Here is a 23131-nt window from a genome sequence, read left to right on the forward strand (position 1 = left end):
GGGGGAGTATGCGCGCGTTTCGTTGGATCGCCGGGGTCAGTCTCATCGCCTGTGCGGCATCGTCCGCCCAGGCGGAGACGCTGCGTGAGGCGCTGGTGCGCGCCTACAGCAGCAACCCGCAGTTGACCGGGGAGCGCGCAAACCTGCGCGCCACCGACGAGGGGGTGCCGCTGGCGCGCGCCTCCGGCCTCCCGCAGTTGAGCGCCGACGGCTCGTATAGCGAGAACGTGCTCAACACGGCGAACAACAGCATCGCCCAGCCGCAGCGGACGGCGGCGGCGGGCGTCAACCTGTCGGTGCCGCTCTACAGCGGCGGCGCGGTGCGCAATTCGGTGCGTGCGGCCGAACGGCGGGTGGAGGCGGGGCGCGCGAACCTGCGCAGCGTCGAGGCGAACGTGTTCACCCAGGTGGTAGCCGCCTATAACGACGTGCTGCGGGACGAGGCGATCGTGCGCCTCAACCAGCAGAACCTCCGCGTGCTGGAGGTGAACCTCCAGGCCTCGCGCGACCGGTTCGAAGTCGGGGACCTGACCCGTACGGACGTCGCCCAGTCGGAGGCACGGCTCGCCTCCGCCCAGTCGCAGCTTCGCAGTGCGGAGGCACAGCTGATCACCAGCCGCGAGAATTACGTCGAGGTGACGGGTGCCCCTCCCGGCACGCTGGCGCCCCCGCCCGAGCTGCCGAACCTGCCGGGGAACCCGCAGGGCGCGGTGTCGGTCGCCGTAGACAACAATCCCTCGCTCCAGGCCGCGCAGCGGGAGAGCGATGCCGCCGGCTTCGACGTTCGCGTCGCGCGCGCCAGCCGCCTGCCGCGGGTGGCCGCGGTGAGCGGCGGCAGCTATTCGACCGTTCTCAACTCGATCCCCGACATCAACGGCATCCGCATCTCGCCGGACGGTGCGTCCGTCACGGCCGGCCTGCAGCTGTCGGTGCCGCTGTTCCAGGGCGGTGGCCCCGCCGCGCAGGTCCGGCGCGCGCAGGCGGTGGAGAGCTCGGCGATCGAGCGGGTGACGCAGGTCGAGCGCGCCGTCGTCTCCGACGCGCGCTCCGCCTTCGCCGCCTGGCAATCGTCGCTGCGCGTGATCGAGTCCTCGGAAGTGCAGGTTTCCGCCAACCGCCTGTCGCTGGAGGGCGTCCGCGCCGAGAACAGCGTCGGCACGCGCACCATCCTCGACATCCTCAATGCCGAGCAGGAACTGCTCAACTCGCAGGTCCAGCTCGTGTCGGCGCGGCGCGACGCCTATGTCGCCGGCTTCGCGCTGCTCGCGGCGATGGGACGGGCCGAGGCGCAGGACCTGGGGCTCGACGGCGGCGCGCTCTACGATCCCACCACCAACTACAGCCGCGTGCGCAACCGCATCTGGGACTGGGACAGCGATCCGGCGCCCAAGCCCGTCGCTACCACCACGGTCGGCACGCCGGCCCAGACGCCGGTCGTCACCCGCGAGCTGGAGCCGGAACTGCGGCACGACGTGAACCCCTATGGCATCACGGACGGCGCCGACGCCGCCAATCGTCGGGGCGGCGATGCAGCGACGCGCCCCGTTGACACCAATCGTGCAAACCCCGACAGCTGATCGGTCAGGAAGACGGTAACCATGAGGTTCGCGGTGGGGGACATGAGTACCGAGACGTCGATGGAGGACATCCTCTCGTCGATCAAACGGATCATCGCCGAGGAAGGCGACGGTCCCGTCTCGCGCGTCCGCAAGCCGGTTCGTACGCCAGCTCCGGTGTATGACGAGGACGACGAGGACGAGGTGCTGGAGCTGAAGGACGCGGTCAGCGATCCGCTGCCCCAGCGTGCCGCCGCCGCCCCGGCTGCCCCGGCTCCGGAACCGGACCCGACGATCCTGTCCGAGCGTGCGGCCGAGGCGAGCCGCGGCGCGCTCGAGGCGCTGTCGCGGATGGTGGTGAAGCCGGAAGCACCGGGCGCCGATTCGCTCGAGGCGCTGGTGCGCGAGATGCTGCGCCCGATGCTCAGCGACTGGCTGGACGCCAAGCTGCCCGCGATCGTGGAGGCGATGGTCGCGCGCGAGATCGCTCGCATCAGCGGCCGCGAGTAAGCCGCTCCCGTGCGGGCGCGCTTGCGTCCGCGCGGTGGCTGCGCCATGCGCTCGGCCATGACCGAGCTTGCAAAGACCTTCGATCCCGCCGCCATCGAAACGCGCTGGTATGCGCATTGGGAAGAGCAGGGGCTGTTCCGCCCCGAGCGGCCCGGCGCCGAGCCCTGGACGATCGTCAACCCGCCGCCCAACGTGACGGGCAGCCTCCACATCGGCCACGCGCTCGACAACACGCTGCAGGACATTCTGGTCCGCCACGCGCGCTTGCAGGGCAAGGATGCACGCTGGGTCGTCGGCACCGACCACGCCGGCATCGCCACGCAGATGGTCGTCGAGCGCAACCTCGCCAAGGAAGGCGTGAAGCGCACCGACCTCGGCCGCGAGGCGTTCGTCGACAAGGTCTGGGAGTGGAAGGCGGAGAGCGGCGGCGCCATTACGGGGCAGCTGCGGCGCCTGGGCTGCTCGATGGATTGGGCCAACGAGCGCTTCACCATGGACGAGGGCTTTTCGAAGGCCGTGCTCAAGGTCTTCGTCCAGCTGCACCGCGACGGACTGCTCTATCGCGACAAGCGGCTGGTGAACTGGGACCCGCATTTCGGCACCGCGATCAGCGACCTGGAGGTCGAGACGCGCGAAGTGCAGGGCAGCTTCTGGCACCTGCGCTATCCGCTGGCGGACGGATCGGGCGAGATCCGCGTCGCCACCACCCGGCCGGAAACGCTCCTCGCCGACATGGCGGTGGCGGTGCATCCCGAGGATCCGCGCTACACCGCGCTGATCGGCAAGCAGGTACGGCTGCCGATCACCGGCCGCCTGGTGCCGATCGTCGGTGACGAGCACGCCGATCCGGCGCTCGGTTCGGGCGCGGTCAAGATCACGCCGGGCCACGACTTCAACGATTTCGAGGTCGGTCGCCGCGCCGGCATCGAGGCGCGCGACATGCTCAACATGCTCGACGCCAAGGCGCAGGTCACCCAGACCGCGGACGGGCTCATCCCGGCCGAACTGCTCGGCCTCGACCGCTTCGAGGCGCGCAAGGCGATCGTCGCGCGGCTGAAGGAAGAGGGCTTCCTCGTCCCCCACGTCGACAAGGACGGCAACGAACACGACGCCGAGCCGCGTACCATCCAGACGCCCTATGGCGACCGTTCGGGCGTGGTGATCGAGCCCTGGCTGACCGACCAATGGTACGTCGACGCCAAGACGCTCGCCCAGCCGGCGATCGAGGCGGTGCGTTCGGGCAAGACGCAGATCGTGCCCAAGAGCTGGGAAAAGACCTATTTCAACTGGATGGAGAACATCCAGCCGTGGTGCGTCTCGCGCCAGCTGTGGTGGGGCCATCGCATCCCGGCGTGGTTTGCCGAAGACGGCCGCGTGTTCGTCGCCGAGACCGAGGAAGAGGCGCAGGCGGAAGCGGGTGAGGGCGTCGCGCTCACCCGCGATCCCGACGTGCTCGACACCTGGTTCTCCTCGGCGCTGTGGCCGTTCGCGACGCTCGGCTGGCCGGAGAACACCGACCCGACGCTGGGCGGGCGCTATTCCAACGACGTGCTGATCTCGGGCTTCGACATCCTGTTCTTCTGGGATGCGCGCATGATGATGCAGGGGCTGCACTTCATGGGCGATGTGCCGTTCCGCAAGCTCTACCTGCACGGCTTGGTGCGCGCCGCGGACGGCGCCAAGATGTCCAAGTCCAAGGGCAATACCGTCGATCCGCTCGGCCTAATCGACCGCTATGGCGCGGACGCGCTGCGCTTCTTCATGGCGGCGATGGAAAGCCAGGGCCGCGACATCAAGATGGATGAGAAGCGGGTCGAGGGCTATCGCAACTTCGCGACCAAGCTCTGGAACGCATCGCGCTTCGCCCAGGCCAATGGCATCACGGCCTCCACCACGCTGGAGCCGCCGGCGGCGACGCTCGCGGTCAACAAGTGGATCGTGGCCGAGACGGTCGCGTGCGTGCAGGCCGTCGACCTCGCCTTCGCCGACCTGCGCTTCGACGGCGCGGCCAATGCCATCTACCAGTTCGTGTGGAGCCGCTTCTGCGACTGGTATCTGGAGCTCATCAAGCCGGTGCTGCAGGGAGAGGGTGCCGAGGGTGCCGACGAGACCCGCGCGGTCGCCGGCTGGGTGCTCGACCAGATCCTGGTGATGCTCCACCCGTTCATGCCCTTCATCACCGAAGAGCTGTGGCATGCGATGGGCACCCGCTCGAACGACCTGATCGTCGCGCGCTGGCCGATCGCCGACGCGCGCGCGCTCGATCCGGCGGCGAGCCAGGAAATCGACTGGGTGATCCGCCTGGTGAGCGAAGTGCGCGCCGCGCGCACCGAGCTCAACGTGCCGCCGGGCGCCCGCCTGCCGATCCACGTCCGCGATGCCTCGCCGCTGACGGCCGAGCGCGTGGCGGCGCAGGGGAGTGTGCTCGCACGCCTCGCCCGCGTCGACGTGGCGACAGGGGAGGTTCCCGCCGGCGGCGCGCTCCAGATCGTGGTGGACGAGGCGACCTTCGTGCTGCCGTTGGAAGGCGTGGTCGACCTGGAAGCCGAGCGCGCCCGCCTCACCAAGGCGATCGCCGCGGCGCAGAAGGAGCGGGACTCGCTCGCCGCGCGCCTCGACAACCCGAGCTTCGTGGGTCGCGCCAAGCCGGAGGCGGTGGAAAAAGCCCGCGCCGACCACGCCGACAAGCAGGCGGAAGCAACACGCCTCCAGGCGGCGCTCGGGCGGCTCGGCTAAAATCCCGCTGCGGGAGCAGGGCCACAGGCGCCAGCGCTCTTGGTCCTGGGCTCCTGCCTTCGCAGGAGCACTAGTCTTCGGCGGCTGGGGCTAATCGCCCCAAATCCCGGGCTCCTGCGAAAGCAGGAGCCCGGGGCCGCAAGCACCGGACGTTCCGATAAACAAAAAGGGCGGCCCCCTCAGGCCGCCCCCTTCCGTTATCGCCGGCAGCTGTCGCCCGGACCCGCGTCCAGATCCAGGCACCGTCCGTCGATCTCCCCCGCCGGCACCGGCAGGTGGATCAGCGCGGCGAGCGTCGGCAGGATGTCCACCGTCTCGACCCCCAGCGGCTGTTCGAACGGCGTCATCCCCTTGCGCCAGAACAGCATCGGCACCCGCCGGTCATAGTCCCAGAAGCTGCCGTGCGAGGCGACGGTGGAGCCCACCGGCAGCGGCACCGGCGTGACGCGCGGCTTGAGCGGCACCAGCAGGTCGCCCGAACGCTCGGGATCGAACGAGGCGCGCGCCCGCTCCAGCAGCGACCAGGTCTGCGGGTCCGTATGGCCCGGCATCCGCGTCGCCAGCACCTGGGCGCGGGTGAAGACCGCCTCCACCTGCGGATTGGCGGAAAGCCGGGCGATCGCCTCGCGCTCCACCGAGGCGCGCTGCGCTGCGGTCAGCTTGATGTCGAACCAGATGTCGCCGTTCACGCCGCCCAGCAGCACCGGGCCTGCGATCCCCAGCTTCCGGCCGATCTCCTGCCCGATCACCTTCACGTCCAGCGCGCCGCCCTGGCGGGTCGCATCGGGCATGGCGTGAATGGCGTGGCGCTCGGCGATGTCCTGGCCGCCATGGTCGGCGGTCAGCACCACCTGATAATCGACGCCGGTCGCGTCCAGCACCGCGAAGAAGTCGCCGAGCGAGCGGTCGAGCGACAGCATCTGGAGGCACATCTCGCTGCCTTCGGTGCCGAAGCCGTGGCCGACATAGTCGGTGGCCGAAGCGCCGACCGAGATGATGTCGGTGGTCTGGCCTTGCCCCAACTTCATGTCCTGGATCAGCCCCGCCGCAAGCGCCAGCACGGCCCCGTCGAACTCGGGCGAGCGGCGGAAGGCGTTGGTGTCGCCGGCCGCCCGCTCGAACCGGCCGGTACCGACCGTGCGGGTGCCGACCTGGATCGGCTGCGAACGCGCCTGGCACAGCGCCGGCAGATCGAGCGCGGGTTGAGCCCGGGCGATCTGCGCGGCGACGGCGGCGTTGGCCCGTTGCACCACGGCGGGCATCGCGCGGCCGGCATAGGAGACGAAGCCCTTGCCGCCCCACCACCACAGCTCGTCCACCTTGTGGCCGCCCATCATCACGGCCGCTCGATCCTTGCCGGCGACGGAGACGACGCGGGTGGCCGGATTGGCGTTCTTCATCCGCTCGCCCAGCGTCGGCACCTTCAGGTGGCGGTCCGAAACCGTATAGTCGTCGGAGTTGCTGCCCGGCACCGTCTCGTCCTCGGCGCAATAGATCTTCTTGTCCGCGCGGGCCGCCTTCTGGTCGTACCAATCGTTCGCCATGATGCCGGTGCGATAAGGCCGCGAGCCGGTCAGGATCGTGGAGTGGCCGGGGCAGGTCTCGGTCGCGGCATGGCTCTGATAGCCGGAGGGAAACACCGCACCGTCCAGCAGTCGCGCAAAGCCGCCGGTGAAGCGATTGCGATATTCCGCAAAGAGGTTGGCGGAGAACTGGTCGACCGAGATCGCGACGATAAGCTTCGGGGGCGTGGTCGGGGCCGCAGCGGGAGCCGCGGGAGCCGCTGGCGCTTCCTGCGCGCGCAGCGGTGCCATCGCGGTGCTGCTGAGCAGGCCGGCCGCAATCAGCGACGCAAGCGGACGAACAAGACGCATGAACTAAACTCCTGAGAATGGCAGGGGTGCATCCGGGATGGGACAGGGCTATCCCCGATCGCAGCCGATGCGGCAAGGAAGGTTGATGGCGCGCTTCTGTTTCATGCTTCTGGCGGTGTTGGCGCTGCTCGGCCCAGGGGACGCCCGCGCGCAGGCGCCGAACCAAGGGCCGCACATCGCGATCCGGCTGGTTGCCGAGACGGAGACGCCTGCCGCCGGCGATACCGTCACGCTGGCGTTCGATTCCACGCCCCAGCCGGGCTGGCACGGCTATTGGCAGAACCCCGGCGACGCCGGTGTCGCCACCCGGCTCGACTGGACGCTTCCGGCAGGCGTGACGGCGGGGCCGCTGCTCTACCCGGTACCCCAGCGGCTGACCGTCGCGGGGCTGATGAACTATGTCTATGAGGGGCCGTTCGCCCAGCTCGTGCGGCTGAAGCTGCCGGAGGGACTTGCGCCCGGCACCCGCCTGCCGCTCCGCGTGCGCAGCGACTATCTGGTTTGCACCGAGCAATTGTGCGTTCCCGAACATGCCGATCTCGCCATCGAGCTCAGCGTAGGCGATGGTCGCATCGCGCCGGAGCGTCGCGCCCTGTTCGACCGGTGGCGCGCGGCGCTGCCGCGGCCGCTCGGCTCGCCGGCGCAGTTCGCGGTCGTACGGGAGGGGCAGGCGGCGCGTATCCGTATCGGCGTTCCCTTCCCGGCGAACCAAAGCGCGGCGGACGCATATTTCTACCCGCTCACGAAGGGCGCGCTTTCCTACAGCGCACCGCAGAGGGTGGCGCGCGACGGCGACCTGCTGGTGATCGAGACCGACGCCGCGGAAGGCGCTGCCCCCGAGCGGATCGAAGGCGTGCTGGCGACCGGTACCGGCCAGGCGTTCACCGTCTCCGCCCGACCCGGCACCGTCGCTGAGCCGAGGGGGCAGGGCGGCACCATCCTGCTGGCGCTGCTCGGCGCGCTGATCGGCGGCCTGATCCTCAACGTCATGCCCTGCGTCTTCCCGATCCTGAGCCTCAAGGCGCTGCATCTCGCGCGGGCGGGCGGGTCCGAGCGGGGCGCCCGGCAGGATGCGCTGGCCTATACGGCCGGCGTGCTGGTGACGTGCCTGGCGCTGGGCGGGGCGATGCTCGCCCTGCGCGCCGCGGGTGTCGCTGCCGGCTGGGCGTTCCAGCTCCAGGACCCGCGCGTCATCCTGCTGCTGCTGCTGCTGGTGACCGGCGTGGCGCTCAACCTCACCGGGCTGTTCACCCTCCCGACGCCGCGGTTTGCCGGCGAGAGCGGTGCCGCGGGCGCCTTCGCCACCGGGGCGCTCGCCGCCTTTGTCGCGACGCCCTGCACCGGACCGTTCCTGGGGGCGGCGCTTGGCGCGGCGCTGGTGCTGCCGACGCCGGCGGCGCTCGCGGTGTTCGCCGGGCTCGGGTTGGGCCTGGCGTTGCCGTTCCTGCTGCTCGGCTTCGTGCCGGCGCTGCGCCGCCGCCTGCCGCGCCCCGGCGGCTGGACGGGACGGCTCCAACGCATCCTGTCGCTGCCGATGTTCGCAACCGCGCTCGCGCTCGCCTGGATCCTCGGCCAGCAGGCGGGGGTGGACGGCATGGCGTTCGGCCTGGCGATCGCGCTCCTGCTCGGCCTTGCGCTGTGGTGGACCGGGCTTCGCCAGGCGAGCGGCCGCCCCCGTGCCGGGTGGCCGATTCTGCCGGCACTGCTGGTCGCGGGGCTCGCGATCGTGAGCGTCCAACGCGCGCCCGCCCGTGCCGAGGCCGCCGTTGCCGGCACCGAGCCGTTCAGCGAAGCCCGGCTCGCCGAACTCCGCGGGACGGGCAAGCCCGTGTTCGCCTATTTCACCGCCGACTGGTGCGTCACCTGCAAGGTCAACGAGAAGACGGCGATCGAGACCGCGCGTGTCCGCGACGCCTTCCGAGCCAAGGGCGTGCAGGTTCTGGTCGGCGACTGGACCGATGGCGATCCGGCGCTCGGCCGCTTCCTGGAGGCGCATGGCCGCGCCGGCGTGCCGCTCTACCTCTGGTACACGCCGGGCGCAGAAGCGCCGAAGGTCCTCCCGCAGCTGCTGACGGCGGACATGCTGGCCAGCTTGCCGAACTGAACCAGCCACAGCGGACCAACTAAAACTTACACGGATTATTCCGCGCCCGACTAGAACGAAGCTTTTCGTCTTGTGCGCCGCACAAACCTGTCCCAGCATGGAACTATGTTGCTTGCGGGAGCTTCAGCTAAGTTGATGAAGAGGGCGGCATTCGACGAGATTTGGGGCCATGGCGGACCACAGGCGCCACGGCCGGAACTGGAAGCGCTCGCGCGCTGGATGCGGGAGACGCCGGAGCGTGACCTTGGTCGAAGGCTGCAATCGGCCGAAGCCACCTTCCGCCAGCTGGGCATCACCTTCGCCGTCTATGGCGAGAGCGAAGCGGCGGAACGCATCATCCCGTTCGATATCGTGCCGCGGGCATTCCTCGCCGACGAATGGGAGCGGCTGTCGCGCGGGCTGATCCAGCGGGTTGAGGCGATCAACGCCTTTCTGAACGACATCTATGGCGAACGCCGCATCCTGAAGGAGAACATCCTTCCGCCGGAGCTGATCTGGGGCAATCCCCAGTTCCGCGCTGAGGTGGTCGGCATCCGCCCGCCGCACGACGTGTGGGCGCACATCTGCGGCATCGACCTGGTGCGCACCGGGCCGGACGAGTTCTGGGTGCTGGAGGACAATGCCCGCACCCCCTCCGGCGTCTCCTACATGCTGGAGAATCGCGAGGCGATGATCCGCCTGTGTCCGGAGCTGTTCCGACAGATGCGCATCGCGCCGGTCGACAGCTATCCGGACCTGCTGCTGGAGACGATGCGTTCGGTGAGCCCGAACGGCTGCGGGCGCAATCCGGTTTGCGTCGTGCTCACGCCCGGCCACTTCAACTCCGCCTATTACGAGCACAGCTTCCTGGCGGATTCGATGGGCATCGAACTGGTCGAGGCCGCCGACCTGCTGGTCGACGACGACGTGGTCTACATGCAGACCATTGCCGGCGGGGTGAAGGTGGACGTGATCTACCGCCGCATCGACGACGACTTCCTCGACCCGCTGGTGTTCCGACCGGATTCGATGCTGGGGGTTCCCGGCATCATGGCCGCCTATCGCGCAGGCAACGTCACCCTCATCAACGCGCCCGGCAACGGCATCGCCGACGACAAGGCGATCTACAGCTACATGCCGGAGATCGTGCGCTTCTATTCGGGCGGCGAGCCGCTGCTGCCCAATGTCGAGACCTGGCGCTGCCGCGAGCCGCAGGCGCTGAAGTACGTGCTCGACAATCTCGATCAGGTGGTCGTGAAGCTGGTGGACGGCTCCGGCGGCTACGGCATGCTGGTGGGCCCCACCGCCAGCCGCGCCGAGATCGAAGCGTTCCGCGCCGCGCTGGTCGCCGAGCCGCACCGCTACATCGCGCAGCCGACGCTCGCGCTTTCCACCGTGCCGACCATGACCGACAAGGGGCTGAGCCCCCGCCACGTCGACTTCCGCCCCTTTGTTCTCACCGGAAGCCAGGGCGTGAAGGTCGTGCCGGGCGGACTCACCCGCGTCGCGCTTCGGGAGGGATCGCTGGTGGTGAACTCCAGCCAGGGCGGCGGCACCAAGGACAGCTTCGTGCTGCTCCCCGACAACCCCGCACCCGGTGGGAGCCAGCAGCAGCAGGGCCAGGGTGGCATGCCCCAGATGCAGGGCGAGGGCTGACGCGATGGCGATGCTCTCCCGCACCGCAGCTTCGCTCTACTGGCTCGGCCGCTATGTCGAGCGGGCGGACTTCATCGCCCGGCTGGTGGAGGCGACGGTTCGCCTCGACGCGCTCTCCGCCCGCCCGGCGGGCGATGCAGCCTGGGCGAGCGCGCTCAGCGTCACCTACACCGAGGATGCTTTCGCCGAGACCGGTCTTCCGGTGACGCAGGCGCATGTCGCCCGCTTCCTCACCTGCGACCGCAGCCATCCGGGCTCGATCCTCTGGTGCCTGGACGTGGCCCGCAACAACGCCAAGGCGGTGCGCACCGCGCTCACCCGCGACGCCTTTTCGGCGATCAACCGCGCGTGGTTGCAGTTCAACACGCCAACCGGCGGCGACGCGCCCGCCGAGGTGCTGAGCCTGGTCGAAGCGATCAAGGCGGAGACGCGCGGCTTCGAGGGCGCCGTCCACCGCATGATGAAGAACGAGGCGACCTGGTTCATCCAGCTGGGCGCCGCGATCGAGCGTGCGGACAACACCGCGCGGCTGATCGACGTGAAGTATCACCTGCTGCTGCCGGAAGGTGAGAAGGTCGGCGGCCCGGTCGATCGCGACCAGTGGACCACCATCCTCCAGACCGTCTCGGCCGTCACCGCCTATCGCTGGCTGTACGACGAAGGGTTGCGGCCGAGCCTGGTGATCGAGCTGCTGCTGTCGCGCGGCGAGGTCCCGCGTAGCCTTGCCGCCTGCGTCGCCGAGACCGTCGAGATGCTCAACCTGCTCGGCAAGCGCGCCGGCTTGCAGGGAGAGGCCGATCGCATGGCCCGCACGCGGCTCGCGCGCATGCAGAAGACGCGCGCCGAGGAGGTCATCGTCAGCGGTCTCCATGAGTATCTGACCGCCTTCATCCGGGAGAATGCGATGCTGGATGCCGCGATCGCCCGCCAGTTCCGGTTCATCTGATGCGTATCGAGGTCGAACACCACAGCCGCTACCGCTTCACCGAGCCGCAGGCGCGTGTGGTACAGTTGCTGCGCATGTTCCCGGACGACACGGTCAACCAGACGGTGGTCGCCTGGCGGATCGACGTGGATTGCGACGCGCGCCTGCGCGAGAGCCGCGACGGCTACGGCAACCTCACCCGCATGCTCTACGCCGAGGGGCCGCTGGAGACGATCGGCATCACCATCTCGGGCGAAGTGCTGCTGAGCGAGACTCGCCGCTGCCTCGACGGCGCGGACGAACCGCTGCCGTCCGCCTTCTACCTCCGCACCACGCCGCTGTCGGCGGCGGATGCCGCGATGACCGCATTCGCGCAGGAGGCGGCGGGGAGCGGGCCGGACGACGCGCGCGCCACCCGGATTGCCGAGGCGCTGCACGGCCGCTTCGCCATCGAACGCCGCCGCGGCGATGGCGTGCTGCCGGCCGCGGACGCCTTTGCCGGGGATCGCGCGAGTCCGCGTGATCTGGCGCAGGTGCTGGTCGGCTGCCTGCGTGTGATCGGCCTGCCGGCGCGCTATGTCTCGGGATACAGCCTCGGCGGCTGTGCCCGGCGCGAGCGTCCGGCGCCGCATGGCTGGGCGGAGGTGTTCCTCGACGGGCAGGGGTGGCAGATGCTCGATCCCTCCGTCGGCGGAACCCCGGGCCTCGACTATGTCCGGGTCGCCGCCGCTCTCGACAGTGCTGGCGCGGCGCCGATTTCCGGCACGCGCATCGGCCATGGCGACGAGGAACTCGACGTGGACGTGGCGGTCGGCCTGCTCGGCCGCGACGGCTGAGCCAGGGTGCCGCCCCGCACCGCGCAAGGTCAGGCGAGAACAGCTGCCTCCAGGGGACTCGCGGGCACGGCTTCGATGTCCTCCAGCCGCGTCCACCCGGCTGGTCCCAGTGCCTCGAGCGGGCGGTAGCGGGTCTTGTACGCCATGCGCGCCGACCCCTTCACCCAATAGCCAAGATAGACATAGGGGAGGCCCGTCGCTCGCGCGCGCAGGATGTGGTCCAGGATGATGTAGGTGCCCAATCCCGGACGCGACGGATCGTCCGTGCGAAAGAAGCTGTAGATCATCGACAGCCCGTCCGCATGCTGGTCGGTGATGCAGGCGCCCACCAGCGCCCCCGGCCGCCCGTCGACGCTCGGTTCGCGATATTCGATGATGTGCGAGTTGACGGGCGTCTGCTCGACCATGTCGGCATAGTCGCTCTCGTCCATCATCGTCATGCCGCCGCCCGGATGCCGTGCGGAGAGATAGCGGCGCAGCAACTGGAACTGCTCGTCGGTGGCCCAGGGGCGGCAGGCGGTGACCACCAGGTCGCTGTAGCGCCGCCGCAGCTTGCGCTGGGTCGCGTTCAGCTGGAACTCGCCCGCGACCACCCGCACCGAAACGCAGGCGGTGCAGCTGCCGCAGCTGGGGCGATAGGCGACCGACTGGCTGCGGCGAAACCCGATGCGGCCGAGCGCATCGTTGAGTTCGCCCGCATGGGGACCCGTCAGTTCGGTGAAGACCTTTCGCTCCTGCCGATCGGGCAGATAGGGGCAGGGCGAGGGACTGGTGACGAAGAAACGCGGAAACCGAAACGGAGCTGTCACCTCTCGACCCTTCCACCGCCGTTCCGCGGATTTGTCCTGAAGCGGGTTTATGGAACGTGCCGCCGCCAGATGCAAAGTCGTTTACCATCAAAACGGCGTCGCAAACTGAAACACGTCTCCGGAGCCGGCAAATCGCTGCGAGGCCGCTGGCGCGGTGCCGCGCAAAACCCTATGCGGCGGCCATGAAGATCGCATTCATCGGCATGGGCGTCATGGGCGCCCCGATGGCGGGGCATCTGGTGCGCGCCGGGCACGAGGTCACCGTCTACAATCGCACCCGCGCCAAGGCGGACGCCTGGGCCGAGCAGCACGGCGGCAACGTCGCCGGCTCCCCCGCCGAGGCGGCCGAGGGCGCAGATGCGGTGCTCGCCTGCGTCGGCAACGATGCGGACCTTGAGCAGGTCACGCTGGGCGCCGATGGCGCCTTTGCCGCGATGCGCCCCGGCGCGCTGTTTGCCGACCACACCACCGTCTCCGCCGCGATCGCACGTCGCCTGGCGAGCGAGGGCGAAGCGCGCGGGTTGCTGGTGCTCGACGCGCCTGTATCCGGCGGCCAGGCGGGCGCCGAAAAGGGTGCGCTGTCGATCATGTGCGGCGGCTCGCCCGAGGCGATGACAGCGGCCGAGCCGATCTTCCAGAGCTATGCCGCGCGCATCGTCCATGTCGGCGCGGCGGGCGCGGGGCAGACGACCAAGATGGTCAACCAGATCTGCATCGCCGGCGTGCTCGGCGGCCTGAGCGAGGCGCTGCGCTTTGCCCAGGCGTCCGATCTCGATCTCGCCAAGGTGTTCGACGCCATCTCCGGCGGCGCGGCGCAGAGCTGGCAGATGGTCAACCGCTGGGGGACCATGGCGGACGACCAGTTCGACTTCGGCTTCGCCATCGACTGGATGCGCAAGGACCTGGGCCTCGCGCTCGAAGAAGCGCGCAGCAATGGTGCGAGCCTGCCGGTCTCGGCCCTCGTCGACCAATGGTATGGCGAGGTGCAGAAGATGGGCGGCGGCCGCCAGGACACGAGCGCATTGGTGCGGAGGCTCGCCAAGTGAACCTCCCCGTAAAGCGCTGGACCGCGGCGTTCCTCGCCTCGCTGCTCGCCACCGCACCGGCCCATGCCGACGCGCTGGTCGAGAACGTCAACGGTGTCGCCCTTGACGCACGCGGCAACGTCGTGCGCTTCGTCGGCGTGCTGATCGGGCCCGACGGCAAGATCACCAAGCTGCTCAAGAAGGGCGACAAGCGCCCCGAAAAGCTCGACTGGCGCAGCGACATGAAGGGGCGGGTGCTGATCCCCGGCATGATCGATGCGCACGGCCACTTCATGGAACTGGGCTTCCGCGCGCTCCAGCTCGATCTGTCGAAGACCCGATCGCTGGCGGAGGCGCAGGCAGCGATCGCGCATTACGCCCAGGCGAACAGCAACCGTCCATGGATCGTCGGGGGCGGCTGGAACCAGGAAGTCTGGGGCCAGGGCTTCCCGACTGCCGCAGACCTCGACGTGGCCTATCGCGACAAGCCGGTGGTGCTCGCCCGCGCCGACGGGCACGCCGTGTGGGTCAACTCGGCCGCATTGAAGGCGGCAGGCATCACCGCAAAGACGGTCGCCCCGGCGGGCGGCCGCATCGAGAAGCTGCCGAACGGACAGCCGAGCGGCGTTCTCGTCGATGCGGCTATGTCGCTGGTCGACAGCCATGTGCCGAAGCCGTCGCCGCGGGAGCGCAACGCCGCCTTCCTCAAGGCGCAGGAACTGCTGCTGTCGAACGGCATCACCGCGACCGCGGACATGGGCACCACGCTCGACGACTGGCTGACCTTCCGCCGCATGGGCGACATCGGCCAGCTGCGCGTGCGCATCATGAGCTATTCGGCCGGCGTCGATGTGGCGCTCCAGGTCGGCGGCAACGCGCCGACGCCCTGGCTCTACGCGGACAAGCTGCGCATGGGCGGCATCAAGCTCTATGCCGATGGCGCGCTCGGCTCGCGCGGTGCCTGGCTCAAGCGGCCCTATGCCGATGCCGCCAAGGAGACCGGCCTCGGCTTCCTCGCCGACGACCAGCTGCTCAACCTGATGAGCCGCGGCGCGATGGATGGCTTCCAGATCGCGATCCACGCGATCGGGGATCGCGCCAACACCCAGGCGCTCGACGCGATCGAGGAGATCGGTTCGACCTACAAGGACGATCGCCGCTGGCGCATCGAGCATGCGCAGATCGTCGACCCCGTGGACCTGCCGCGCTTCGGTCGGAACGGCATCATCCCGTCGATGCAGCCGGTGCACCAGACGTCGGACCGCCTGATGGTCGAGGCCCGCCTGGGGCCGGACCGGCTCGTCGGCGCCTACGCCTGGGCGAGCCTGCTCAAGCAGAGCGGCCACATCGCCTTCGGCTCCGACTATCCGGTGGAGAACCCGAACCCCTTCGTGGGCTGGGCCGCCGCCTTCACGCGCCAGGATCCGCAGGGCCAGCCGCCCGGTGGCTGGCAGCCGCAGGAAGCGGTCAGCCGGCTGGAGGCGTGGCGCGGCTTTACCAGCGATGCGGCCTATGCGGGCTTTGCCGAAAAGCGTTTCGGCACGCTGGCGCCGGGCATGCGCGCGGACTTCTTGATCGTCGATCGCGATCCGAGCGAAGCGACGCCCGAGGCGCTGCGCGAAACCCGCGTGCTGGAGACCTGGGTCGGCGGCGAAAAAATGTGGAGCGGCTCGGGCTCGGCGCCGCGCTGACCCATCTGCCTTCTCGTGCGTTCGTTGGGGTAGGGGCGCCGCGCCCCACCCCAGCGGAGGAGAAGGCATGATCCGGCTGTTTCACGTCAGCGACGTCCATTTCGGTGCGGAGGACCGGGCCGCGGTTGCCTGGTTCGATCGCGCGGTGAAGGCGGAAAAGCCGGACGCGATCATCATGACCGGCGACCTGACGATGCGCGCGCGGTCCCGCGAGTTCGAGCAGGCCTCGGCGTGGCTGGAGGGGCTGCAACGGCCGACCACGGTGGAGGTCGGTAACCACGACCTGCCCTACTTCAACCCCTTCGCGCGCTTCCTGATGCCCTACCACCGCTACAAACAGCTCGAACGTGTCATCGAGCAGCCGCTCGACATCCGGGGCATCACCGTGGTGCCGCTCAAGACCACCGCCCGCTTCCAGATGCGGTTCAACTGGTCGAAGGGCTTCGTCGGAAAAAAGGCGCTGCAGGCATCGCTCGGGTTGCTCGATGCCGTGCCCAAAGGCGACCTGGTGTTCGTGGCGGCCCATCACCCACTGATCGAGGCGGGCACCCGCTCGACCGGCAAGACGCGCCACGGGCGGGAGGCGCTGGAGGCCCTGGCGGCGGCGGGCGTCGACGCGGTGCTCTCGGGGCACGTCCACGACCCCTTCGACGTGGAGGAGGTCGTCAACGGCCGCACGATCCGCTTGGTGGGCGCGGGAACGCTGTCGGTGCGCACCCGCGACAACCCGCCCTCGTTCAACGAGATCCGCATCCAGGACGGCAAGTTCGAGACCATCGCCCGCCGCATGGGCGAGGCGGACTATACCGTGACCGAGCCGCAGGTCGCCGCCGAGCCGGTGGGCTGAGGCGGCCCACGAGTACCCGAACCCAGCCGGGCCGGGGACTACCTCGGTCTGATCACCAAACGCGCGTGCCGATCAGCGTCCCTTTGGTACCGCGATTGACGAGTTCGAAGCGGAAGTTCGGCCAGCGCCGACGCCAGCGGGCGGCGATCACCCGTTCGCCGGGGCGCGCCGCGTCGTCGAGCAGCACGGTGCCGCCCACCGGCATCCGCTTGAACAGCGTCTCCGCCGCCCCGCGCACGAACGGGTGGATGGTCCAGGGCGGGCCATCGATCAGCAGCAGGTCGATCCGGTCCGGCACGGGGCTGGTGTCGTACCACACGCCATGCCAGTCCTTGGGGGCGGGACGTAGCGGTACGGCGTGCAGCGCCGCGTCCACGCCATGGTCGTGCAGCCAGCCGAGCGTCGCCCGCACGAAGTCGGCATGCTGGTCCAGGCTGGTAAGACGGCCGCCGCCGTGCAGCTGCAAGGCCTTTGCCGTCACCAGGCTCGACGCGCCGGAGCCGAGCTCGACGACGCTTTGCGGATGCATCGACTTGATGTGGTCGACGATCAACGAGAGATAGCCGGTATCCGCCTTCCAGCTGCCCAGGTTGGGCAGCGCATCGGGCGCCAGCTTCAGGTCCGCGAGCAGCGCGGCCTTGGCCGCATCGGATCCGCCGGACAGGCTGCGCAGCAGCCACGGCCATTGGATCAACGCGAAGCCGATCGTCTTCAGCGTCTCCAGCACCGTCCGGTTGAGATCGTCCTGCCATCTATCGGCATGGGCGAGCGGCAGGAAGGATGTCGTCTCGCGGGAAGTCATGCGGCGCGGCTCCGAACGGCCGGGCGCCGGAGGAGGAGCGGGATCGTCAGGGTCGGCACACGGGTCCTTTCACGCGACTACCGGCGCGCTGCTACCACCCGATCATGACCGGGCAAATAAAAAGGCGGCCCCGCACGGGGACCGCCCTTCCAAATGCGATGAGCTGTCGCTTAGCGCTTCGAGAACTGGAAGCTACGACGGGCCTTCGCCTTGCCGTACTTCTTACGCTCGACGGCGCGGCTGTCGCGGGTCAGGAACCCGGCGGCCTTGATCGGCGCGCGCAGCACCGGCTCGTAGCGGGTGATCGCCTGGCTGATGCCGTGCTTCACCGCACCTGCCTGGCCGGACAGACCGCCGCCCTTGACGGTGCAGATCACGTCATACTGACCTTCACGCTCGGCAACGCCGAACGGCTGGTTGATGACGAGACGCAGCGTCGGACGCGCGAAATAGACTTCCTGGTCACGACCGTTGATCGTGATCTTGCCCGAACCCGGCTTCAGCCAGACGCGAGCAACCGCGTCCTTGCGGCGGCCGGTGGCGTAGGCGCGACCGTACTTGTCGATCTCCTGAGCGCGCAGCGGCGTGGTCGGCTGGGCCGGAACCTCGGGAGCGGCGGCGTCCGGGGCCGGAGCTGCGGCCGCCGGTGCGGCGTCCTGCTGCTGCGGAGCGGCCGGGGCCTGCTGCGTCAGGCTGGCCAGGTCGGAAAGGGACTGGCGATTGTCAGACATCAGGCGCCCACCTTGTTCTTGCGGTTCATGCCCGCGATATCGAGGACTTCGGGGTTCTGGGCCTCGTGCGGGTGCTCGGTGCCCTTGTAGATGCGCAGGTTGCGCATCTGCTGGCGGCCGAGCGGGCCGCGCGGGATCATGCGCTCAACCGCCTTCTCCAGGATGCGCTCCGGGAAACGGCCCTCGAGGATCTTGTCCGCGCGCACTTCCTTAAGACCACCAGCATAGCCGGTGTGCTTGTAGTAGAGCTTCTGCGTCAGCTTGCGGCCGGTGAACCGCACCTTGTCCGCGTTGATGACGACGACGTTGTCGCCGCAATCGACGTGCGGGGTGAAGCTCGTCTTGTGCTTGCCACGCAGGACATTGGCGATGATCGTCGCCGCGCGACCGACCACCAGGCCTTCGGCATCGACGATATGCCACTTCTTCTCCACCTCGTGCGGCTTGGCCGACTTGGTGGTCTTCATCAGCGCCTTCATAGGCTTGAGACCTCTTTGCTGGGTCGTTGCACCATGCAACACGCCGCCACCGATTCCAGGAGCGGCGCGAACGAGGGGTCGAATGCGCGAGGGGCTGCGCAAAGTCAAGCAAACCGCGGCTTTGCTGACGGGTATTATGATACCAGTAGGCGTGGTTCAGCCGGTTTCCCGCGCTATCCAGTCAACCACCGCAGCAGATGCCTCCGCGCTCCACCACTCGATCACCGGCAGTTCATAGCCGTGCAGGGCCGCGATCCGGGCGGCGAGCCTTTCCACCAGGTCCGGCCGCGTCTTGAACAGCGCCGGCACCTCGGACGCCGTCTCGACCGCACCCTGCCAGCGATAGATCGACGTGCAGGGCGCGAGCAGGTTCGCGCAGGCGGCGAGCCGTTCCTCGACCACCGCCCGGCCGATGCGCTCCGCCTCGGCAACATCGGCGAACGTCGCCTGGAGCAGCGCGATCCGGCTCATGCGCGTCGAGGGCGCCGACCGATCGCATGCGCCCCCCAGGCGACGCTTGCCACCAGCAGCGCGCCGACGAGCTGGTGGAGCGCGGCGAGGGGGATGTTCACGCTCGTCATCACGGTTGCGATGCCGAGCAGGATCTGAATGCCGAATGCGCTGTGGATCGCGATCGAGGCGCGGCGGTCGCCTGCGCGCCGGGCGAGCCGCGCGAGCACCACCAGCGCCGCCACCGTCACCCATGCCCACCAGCGATGCACGAAGTGGATCAGGAACGGGTCGTTGAGCAGCGCGTCGCCCAGGCTGCGATGCTGCAGCACGCCTTCGGGGAAGAAGCGGCCGTTCATCAGCGGCCACTCGTTGGTGACCAGGCCGGCGTTCAGCCCGGCGGTAAAGGCGCCGAACACCAGCTGCACGAACAGCACCAGACCGACCAGCAGCCCGGCGCCGGTCAGCCGTGCCGGCCGCGCCCCTGGATCGCGCGCCAGGTCGCGCAGGTCGAGCGCGGTCCACACCAGCCCTGCCAGGATGAAGAGCGCGGTCAGCAGGTGAGTCGCCAGCCGGAAGTGGCTGACGTCGGTCCGCTCGACGAGGCCCGAGGCGACCATCCACCAGCCGATCGCCCCCTGCAGCCCGCCCAGCGCCAGCAGCGCCACCAGCCGCCAGCCATAGCCGCGCGGAATCGCGCGCCGCACCGCGAACCACAGCAGCGGCAGGGCAAAGGCGACGCCGATCAACCGCCCGAGCAACCGGTGGAGATATTCCCAGAAGAAGATCGCCTGGAAGCCGGCAAGCGTCATGCCCTGATTGAGCTGCTGGTATTCGGGGATGCGCTTGTAATTGTCGAACTCGGCCTGCCACTGCTCGGCCTTGAGCGGCGGGACGATGCCGGTCAGCGGCTTCCACTCGGTGATCGACAATCCCGACTCGGTCAGGCGGGTGATGCCGCCCACCACCACCATGACGACGATCAGCCCGGCGACGGCGAGCAGCCAGGTGGCAATCGCGGCGGGGCGGGAAGGGCGGGCGCTGGGCGCCACGACGTCGGGCGCGATCGAGGGGCTGTGTGCCATGCGCCTGCTCTACGCCCACCGGCGGTGCGCGTCGATGCCGTGGACACGTCGGTCGCAGCGGAAAAAATCGAAAATGTGATGTTGTAACGTGTGTCGGGCAGGACTATCTGCATCGTCCATGGCCAGCAGCAGCATCCCCTTGCGGCGCGACGGTGTGCTCGATCGGTTCGCGATCGGGCTGTCGGGTCTGTGCGTGGTGCACTGCCTGGCGAGCGCGCTGTTCCTGGGGCTCTTCGCCTCGGCCGCCGGCGCGCTGATGAACCCCTTGTTCCACGAAGTGGGCCTGGCGCTCGCGATCGGCTTCGGCGCGCTGGCGCTCGGCCGCGGCATGATGACGCACGGCTATATGATGCCGGCGGCGATCGGCGGCCTCGGCCTCGGCGTCATGATGGGGGCGCTCCACCTGCCGCATGGCGGCGGGGAGACCTTCTGGACGATCATCGGCGTCGGCCTGCTGGCGCTGGGGCACGACCTGAACCGCCGCGCGATCGCCTGACCCGCAGGCGGCTTGCCGCGGCCCCGGCGGAGGCTTATCTCATCGCCATGCACGCGCACGACCATCATGAACATTCGGGCGAGGCGCTTTCGCGCGTCGCGGAAGCCACTCTGGTTCGCTCGGGCGAGCAGTGGACGGCCATGCGCGCGCGCATCTTCTCGGTCCTGGCGGGCTTCGAGAAGCCGGCCTCGGCCTATGACATCGCCGATGCGGTGTCGCAGGCGGAGGGGCGCCGCGTCGCCCCGAACAGCGTTTATCGCATCCTGGACCTGTTCGTGAACGCGAACCTCGCGCGGCGGGTCGAGAGCGCCAATGCCTATGTCGCCAACGCGCACCCCGATTGCCTGCACGACTGCATCTTCCTGGTGTGCGACAGCTGCGGCCAGACCACGCACATCGACGACGACAGCATCACCCGCACGGTGCGCTCGGCAGCCAGCGGCGCCGGCTTTGCGCCCACGCGTCCGGTGATCGAAGTTCGGGGCAAGTGCGCGGACTGCCGCTAGGCCGCCGACCTTCCGTTTCCGGCAATCGACACTGCGCGCGGGTCGCGCTAAGCCCTGCCGATGGTAGACGTTCCTAATACGCCGCTGCTCGACACGGTCCGGACGCCGCAGGATCTGCGGGCGCTGAAGCCTGCGCAGCTGCGCCAGCTTGCCGACGAACTGCGCCTGGAAACCATCTCGGCGGTGGGCACGACGGGTGGCCACCTCGGCTCCGGCCTCGGCGTGGTCGAGCTGACGACGGCGATCCATTATGTGTTCAACACGCCCGACGACCGGCTGATCTGGGACGTCGGGCATCAATGCTATCCGCACAAGATCCTGACCGGTCGCCGCGACCGCATCCGCACGCTGCGCCAGGGTGGCGGCTTGTCCGGCTTCACCAAGCGCAGCGAGAGCGAATACGACCCGTTCGGCGCCGCCCATAGCTCGACCTCGATCTCGGCAGCGCTGGGCTTCGCCATCGCCAACAAGATTGCCGGCCGGCCCGGCAAGGCGATCGCGGTGATCGGCGACGGCTCGATGTCGGCGGGCATGGCCTATGAGGCGATGAACAACGCCGAACAGGCGGGCAATCGCCTGGTCGTGATCCTCAACGACAACGACATGTCGATCGCGCCGCCGGTGGGCGGGCTTTCGGCCTATCTGTCGCGCATCGTCTCCAGCCGCGGCTTCCTGGGAATCCGCGAGACGCTGAAGAAGGTCGCCCGCCGCCTGCCGCGCCCGCTGCACTCGGCCGCCCGCAAGACCGACGAGTTCGCCCGCGGCATGACGATGGGCGGCACGTTGTTCGAGGAACTCGGCTTCTACTATGTCGGCCCGGTCGACGGCCACAACCTCGACCACCTCATCCCGGTGCTGGAGAACATCCGCGACGCGGAAGAGGGCCCGATCCTGCTCCACGTCGTGACGCAAAAGGGCAAGGGCTATGCCCCGGCCGAGGCGTCCGCGGACAAGTACCACGGCGTCCAGAAGTTCGACGTCATCACCGGCACCCAGGCCAAGGCACCGCCGGGGCCGCCGAGCTACACCAGCGTCTTCGCACAGGCGCTTGTGGCAGAGGGCGAACGCGACCCGACGATCTGCGCCATCACCGCGGCGATGCCCGCGGGCACCGGCCTGGACAAGTTCCAGACGCGGTTCCCCGAGCGCTCGTTCGACGTCGGCATCGCCGAGCAGCATGCCGTCACCTTTGCGGCCGGCCTCGCCGCCCAGGGGATGCGCCCGTTCTGCGCAATCTACTCGACCTTCCTCCAGCGCGCCTATGACCAGGTGGTCCATGACGTCGCGATCCAGAACCTGCCGGTTCGCTTCGCGATCGACCGCGCCGGGCTGGTCGGCGCCGACGGCGCCACTCACGCCGGTAGCTTCGACGTCACCTATCTGGCGACGCTTCCGAACATGGTCGTGATGGCCGCCGCCGACGAGGCGGAGCTGGTCCACATGACCCACACCGCCGCGCTCTACGACGACGGCCCGATCGCGCTGCGCTACCCGCGTGGCAACGGCGTCGGCCTGCCGCTTCCGACCACGCCGGAACGGCTCGAGATCGGCAAGGGCCGCGTGGTCCGCGAGGGCAAGAAGGTCGCGATCCTCTCGCTGGGCACCCGCCTGGAAGAAGCGCTCAAGGCCGCCGAGCAGCTGGAGGCCAAGGGCTTGTCGACCACGGTCGCCGACCTGCGCTTCGCCAAGCCGCTGGACGAGGCGCTGATCCGCCGCCTGCTCACCACCCATGAGGTTGCAGTGACGCTGGAGGAGGGCGCCATCGGCGGCCTCGGCGCCCATGTCCTCACCTATGCGAGTGACGAAGGGTTGATCGACGCGGGGCTGAAGCTGCGCACCATGCGCCTGCCCGACGTGTTCCAGGACCAGGACAAGCCCGAGAAGCAGTATGACGAAGCCGGCCTCAACGCGCCCCAGATCGTCGACACGGTGCTGAAGGCGCTGCGCTGGAACGAGGGCGTCGAGGAAACCCGCAAGCCGGCCTAAGCGGGCAACCGGTACTCCTGCGAAAGCAGGAGGCCAGGGCCACGAACG

Annotated in this window: 20 protein-coding genes; 13 read left to right on the forward strand and 7 right to left on the reverse strand. The window is 69.1% G+C overall.

The features are described 5' to 3' along the window. The first annotated feature begins 8 nt into the window (after positions 1-8). The 3 genes from MHZ35_RS01330 to MHZ35_RS01340 are packed head-to-tail and all read left to right on the forward strand — an operon-like array spanning position 9 to position 4802. Positions 9-1577 carry a TolC family outer membrane protein gene (locus MHZ35_RS01330; RefSeq protein ID WP_132881898.1) on the forward strand — a complete coding sequence of 523 codons (1569 nt, stop codon included), beginning with the start codon at positions 9-11 and terminating at the stop codon, positions 1575-1577. 33 nt (positions 1578-1610) lie between these two features. Continuing rightward, positions 1611-2066: a DUF2497 domain-containing protein gene (locus MHZ35_RS01335; RefSeq protein ID WP_239434221.1), complete on the forward strand. Its 456-nt coding sequence runs from the start codon at positions 1611-1613 to the stop codon at positions 2064-2066. A gap of 57 nt (positions 2067-2123) precedes the next feature. Beyond that, positions 2124-4802 (forward strand): valine--tRNA ligase, encoded by a 2679-nt coding sequence (locus MHZ35_RS01340; RefSeq protein WP_239434038.1) that lies wholly within the window; start codon positions 2124-2126, stop codon positions 4800-4802. Between the two features lie 197 nt (positions 4803-4999). Here the strand turns inward: MHZ35_RS01340 and MHZ35_RS01345 are convergent, their stop codons facing one another. After that, a complete protein-coding gene (locus MHZ35_RS01345; RefSeq protein WP_239434039.1) occupies positions 5000-6676 on the reverse strand; it encodes an alkaline phosphatase family protein in 1677 nt (558 codons plus the stop codon). Between the two features lie 85 nt (positions 6677-6761). Here MHZ35_RS01345 and MHZ35_RS01350 point away from each other — a divergent pair, with 85 nt between their 5' ends. The 4 genes from MHZ35_RS01350 (at position 6762) to MHZ35_RS01365 (ending at position 12176) form a co-directional block, all read left to right on the forward strand. Then, entirely contained in the window at positions 6762-8780 is a 2019-nt protein-coding gene (locus tag MHZ35_RS01350) for a protein-disulfide reductase DsbD family protein (RefSeq protein ID WP_239434040.1), read from the forward strand. A gap of 135 nt (positions 8781-8915) precedes the next feature. Continuing rightward, positions 8916-10415, forward strand: coding sequence for a circularly permuted type 2 ATP-grasp protein (locus MHZ35_RS01355; RefSeq protein WP_239434041.1), 1500 nt, complete (start codon positions 8916-8918; stop codon positions 10413-10415). Between the two features lie 10 nt (positions 10416-10425). Continuing rightward, complete coding sequence (locus tag MHZ35_RS01360) at positions 10426-11361, forward strand: alpha-E domain-containing protein (RefSeq protein WP_239434222.1); 936 nt, start codon at positions 10426-10428, stop codon at positions 11359-11361. Next, positions 11361-12176 carry a transglutaminase family protein gene (locus tag MHZ35_RS01365; protein WP_239434043.1) on the forward strand — a complete coding sequence of 272 codons (816 nt, stop codon included), beginning with the start codon at positions 11361-11363 and terminating at the stop codon, positions 12174-12176. The genes MHZ35_RS01360 and MHZ35_RS01365 overlap by 1 nt, the downstream gene beginning before the upstream one ends. 29 nt (positions 12177-12205) lie before the next feature. Here MHZ35_RS01365 and MHZ35_RS01370 read toward each other — a convergent pair whose 3' ends face one another. After that, positions 12206-12985: an arginyltransferase gene (locus MHZ35_RS01370; protein WP_239434044.1), complete on the reverse strand. Its 780-nt coding sequence runs from the start codon at positions 12983-12985 to the stop codon at positions 12206-12208. A gap of 182 nt (positions 12986-13167) precedes the next feature. Between MHZ35_RS01370 and MHZ35_RS01375 the strand changes: the two genes are divergently transcribed. From MHZ35_RS01375 to MHZ35_RS01385, 3 genes are all read left to right on the forward strand, one after another. Beyond that, positions 13168-14031 carry an NAD(P)-dependent oxidoreductase gene (locus MHZ35_RS01375; RefSeq protein ID WP_239434045.1) on the forward strand — a complete coding sequence of 288 codons (864 nt, stop codon included), beginning with the start codon at positions 13168-13170 and terminating at the stop codon, positions 14029-14031. Further along, positions 14028-15701, forward strand: a complete 1674-nt coding sequence (locus tag MHZ35_RS01380) for an amidohydrolase (protein WP_239434046.1) — start codon at positions 14028-14030, stop codon at positions 15699-15701. Before MHZ35_RS01375 ends, MHZ35_RS01380 begins: the two co-directional genes overlap by 4 nt. A gap of 67 nt (positions 15702-15768) precedes the next feature. Continuing rightward, positions 15769-16548 (forward strand): metallophosphoesterase family protein, encoded by a 780-nt coding sequence (locus tag MHZ35_RS01385; RefSeq protein WP_132881908.1) that lies wholly within the window; start codon positions 15769-15771, stop codon positions 16546-16548. Between the two features lie 52 nt (positions 16549-16600). Here the strand turns inward: MHZ35_RS01385 and MHZ35_RS01390 are convergent, their stop codons facing one another. The 5 genes from MHZ35_RS01390 to MHZ35_RS01410 all read right to left on the reverse strand — a co-directional run bounded on the left by MHZ35_RS01390 (position 16601) and on the right by MHZ35_RS01410 (position 20095). Next, positions 16601-17350 (reverse strand): class I SAM-dependent methyltransferase, encoded by a 750-nt coding sequence (locus MHZ35_RS01390; protein WP_239434047.1) that lies wholly within the window; start codon positions 17348-17350, stop codon positions 16601-16603. Between the two features lie 170 nt (positions 17351-17520). After that, positions 17521-18081, reverse strand: a complete 561-nt coding sequence (gene rpsI, locus MHZ35_RS01395; protein WP_239434048.1) for a 30S ribosomal protein S9 — start codon at positions 18079-18081, stop codon at positions 17521-17523. Then, complete coding sequence (rplM, locus tag MHZ35_RS01400; RefSeq protein WP_125960262.1) at positions 18081-18560, reverse strand: 50S ribosomal protein L13; 480 nt, start codon at positions 18558-18560, stop codon at positions 18081-18083. Before rplM ends, rpsI begins: the two co-directional genes overlap by 1 nt. Positions 18561-18716: 156 nt before the next feature. Next, positions 18717-19031 (reverse strand): divalent-cation tolerance protein CutA, encoded by a 315-nt coding sequence (gene cutA / locus MHZ35_RS01405; protein ID WP_239434050.1) that lies wholly within the window; start codon positions 19029-19031, stop codon positions 18717-18719. Further along, entirely contained in the window at positions 19028-20095 is a 1068-nt protein-coding gene (locus tag MHZ35_RS01410; protein ID WP_239434051.1) for a COX15/CtaA family protein, read from the reverse strand. The genes cutA and MHZ35_RS01410 overlap by 4 nt, the downstream gene beginning before the upstream one ends. A 118-nt stretch (positions 20096-20213) precedes the next feature. On the opposite strand from MHZ35_RS01410, the gene MHZ35_RS01415 reads away from it, so the two are divergent. Genes MHZ35_RS01415 through dxs form a run of 3 tightly spaced genes read left to right on the forward strand, consistent with a single transcriptional unit; the run spans position 20214 to position 23083 of the window. Then, entirely contained in the window at positions 20214-20591 is a 378-nt protein-coding gene (locus MHZ35_RS01415) for a MerC domain-containing protein (RefSeq protein ID WP_125960135.1), read from the forward strand. A 47-nt stretch (positions 20592-20638) separates the two neighbouring features. Then, a complete protein-coding gene (locus MHZ35_RS01420) occupies positions 20639-21097 on the forward strand; it encodes a Fur family transcriptional regulator (RefSeq protein ID WP_125960134.1) in 459 nt (152 codons plus the stop codon). A 60-nt stretch (positions 21098-21157) separates the two neighbouring features. Next, the gene (gene dxs / locus MHZ35_RS01425) at positions 21158-23083 is read left to right on the forward strand and encodes a 1-deoxy-D-xylulose-5-phosphate synthase (protein WP_239434052.1); all 1926 of its coding nucleotides are present in this window, start codon (positions 21158-21160) and stop codon (positions 23081-23083) included. The last annotated feature ends 48 nt before the right edge of the window (positions 23084-23131 follow it).

The sequence above is a fragment of the Sphingomonas sp. ACRSK genome, assembly GCF_022346685.1.
GTDB lineage: Bacteria > Pseudomonadota > Alphaproteobacteria > Sphingomonadales > Sphingomonadaceae > Sphingomonas > Sphingomonas molluscorum.